The sequence below is a fragment of the Acinetobacter sp. YH16053 genome (genome assembly GCF_013417035.1).
In the GTDB taxonomy this organism is placed as follows: Bacteria; Pseudomonadota; Gammaproteobacteria; order Pseudomonadales; family Moraxellaceae; genus Acinetobacter; species Acinetobacter towneri.
The window spans coordinates 1-1,200 of sequence record NZ_VPEP01000143.1 but is presented as its reverse complement, the minus strand read 5'-3'; the positions used below and the strand labels follow the sequence as shown (position 1 = coordinate 1,200).

Annotated in this window: 1 pseudogene; it reads right to left on the bottom strand. The window is 35.6% G+C overall.

From position 1 onward, the window contains the following. Positions 1–709 precede the first annotated feature (709 nt). Positions 710–1,200: pseudogene (locus FTV43_RS15655) on the bottom strand (plasmid mobilization protein); the annotation flags it as partial.

Below are 1,200 nucleotides of genomic sequence, written 5' to 3'. Positions count from 1 at the left end.
AGAAAAATGTATGATTATTCTTTTGTACAGTGTTTTTTTAATTTTTTGATCTTTATCAAAGTATAAAAAATTATCCATCTATAAATTTGGAGTATAAAAAATAGTCTGATTTATAAATTATAAGTATAAGAATCAATCAAAACAAATAGTGAAAGAACTAAAATTAGCTAAAAATATAGAGATTATTTATATCTAGGTAAATGTATGAAGATCTAGGTAAATGTATGAAGTTTCCTAGGTAAATGTATGGAGTTTCCTAGGTAAATGTATGGAGTTTCCTAGGTAAATGTATGAATTAAATATCTATAATCCTTTCTATATGAGCATTACAGACGTTCTAAAAGTATTTAAAAGTTAAAAATATTAAAAAATATATACACCTTTAAAAATTGCCCTTGGTTTTCGCTACGCTCAAACTCTATTGAATCTCGCTCTCGCTCGATTCATTGGGGCAATTTTTAGCAAATACCTGCTGGAATTCCATAAAAAGCAAAAGCAACTCGGAATTCGCTTCGCTCATAAGTTTTTTATGCTCGCTTCGCTCGATCTAGAATCAAATTAAGTTTGTTCGCACCCTTCGGGATGCTCTGTATCTAAGTTTTAGAATCAAGGGGGAGCTTGTAATCAGGGAAAAAGCATAACGAGAATTTTGATTGTGTCTGTTCGCTCGTAGACACTCGCTCTGTTCATACGGAGAAGACTCATAGATTTAAAAACCAGGACCTCCAAAATCATAATCATCAGGTTTTGGCTTCTTCAATTCATGCTGAACAGGTTGAGGCCGTGGATTGATCTGTGGGGGGATCGGCTGTTTAGGTTTTGAATGAACCTTAAATTCAACAGATGGAGTTGGGTAATGCTGGGCATGCTTGAGTTTTCGGTTCATTTCCTGTGTATTCCACATTTCACTTTCAATGATCGGGTTCTGTGCTTTGACGATTGCCACGATATCGTTTTCGAGTTCTTTCCTATTCTTTGCTTTTTTGAATAAGTAATTGACGTAGTACATCACCTCAGGTGTTGAGTAGGGTTCATTGCTACAACTGTAAAAATATTCATGTTTCTGGTCGATTTTCTTCTGGCGTTCTTCTAGTTCTCGTTCTTGGTGATTGTGTTCTCGGATCTTTTGGATCTCTGCGAGGTATTCAGGGGTCGCATTTTGGTTGCCGACACCCAGTTTAGGTTCTGGAAGGTACAAGG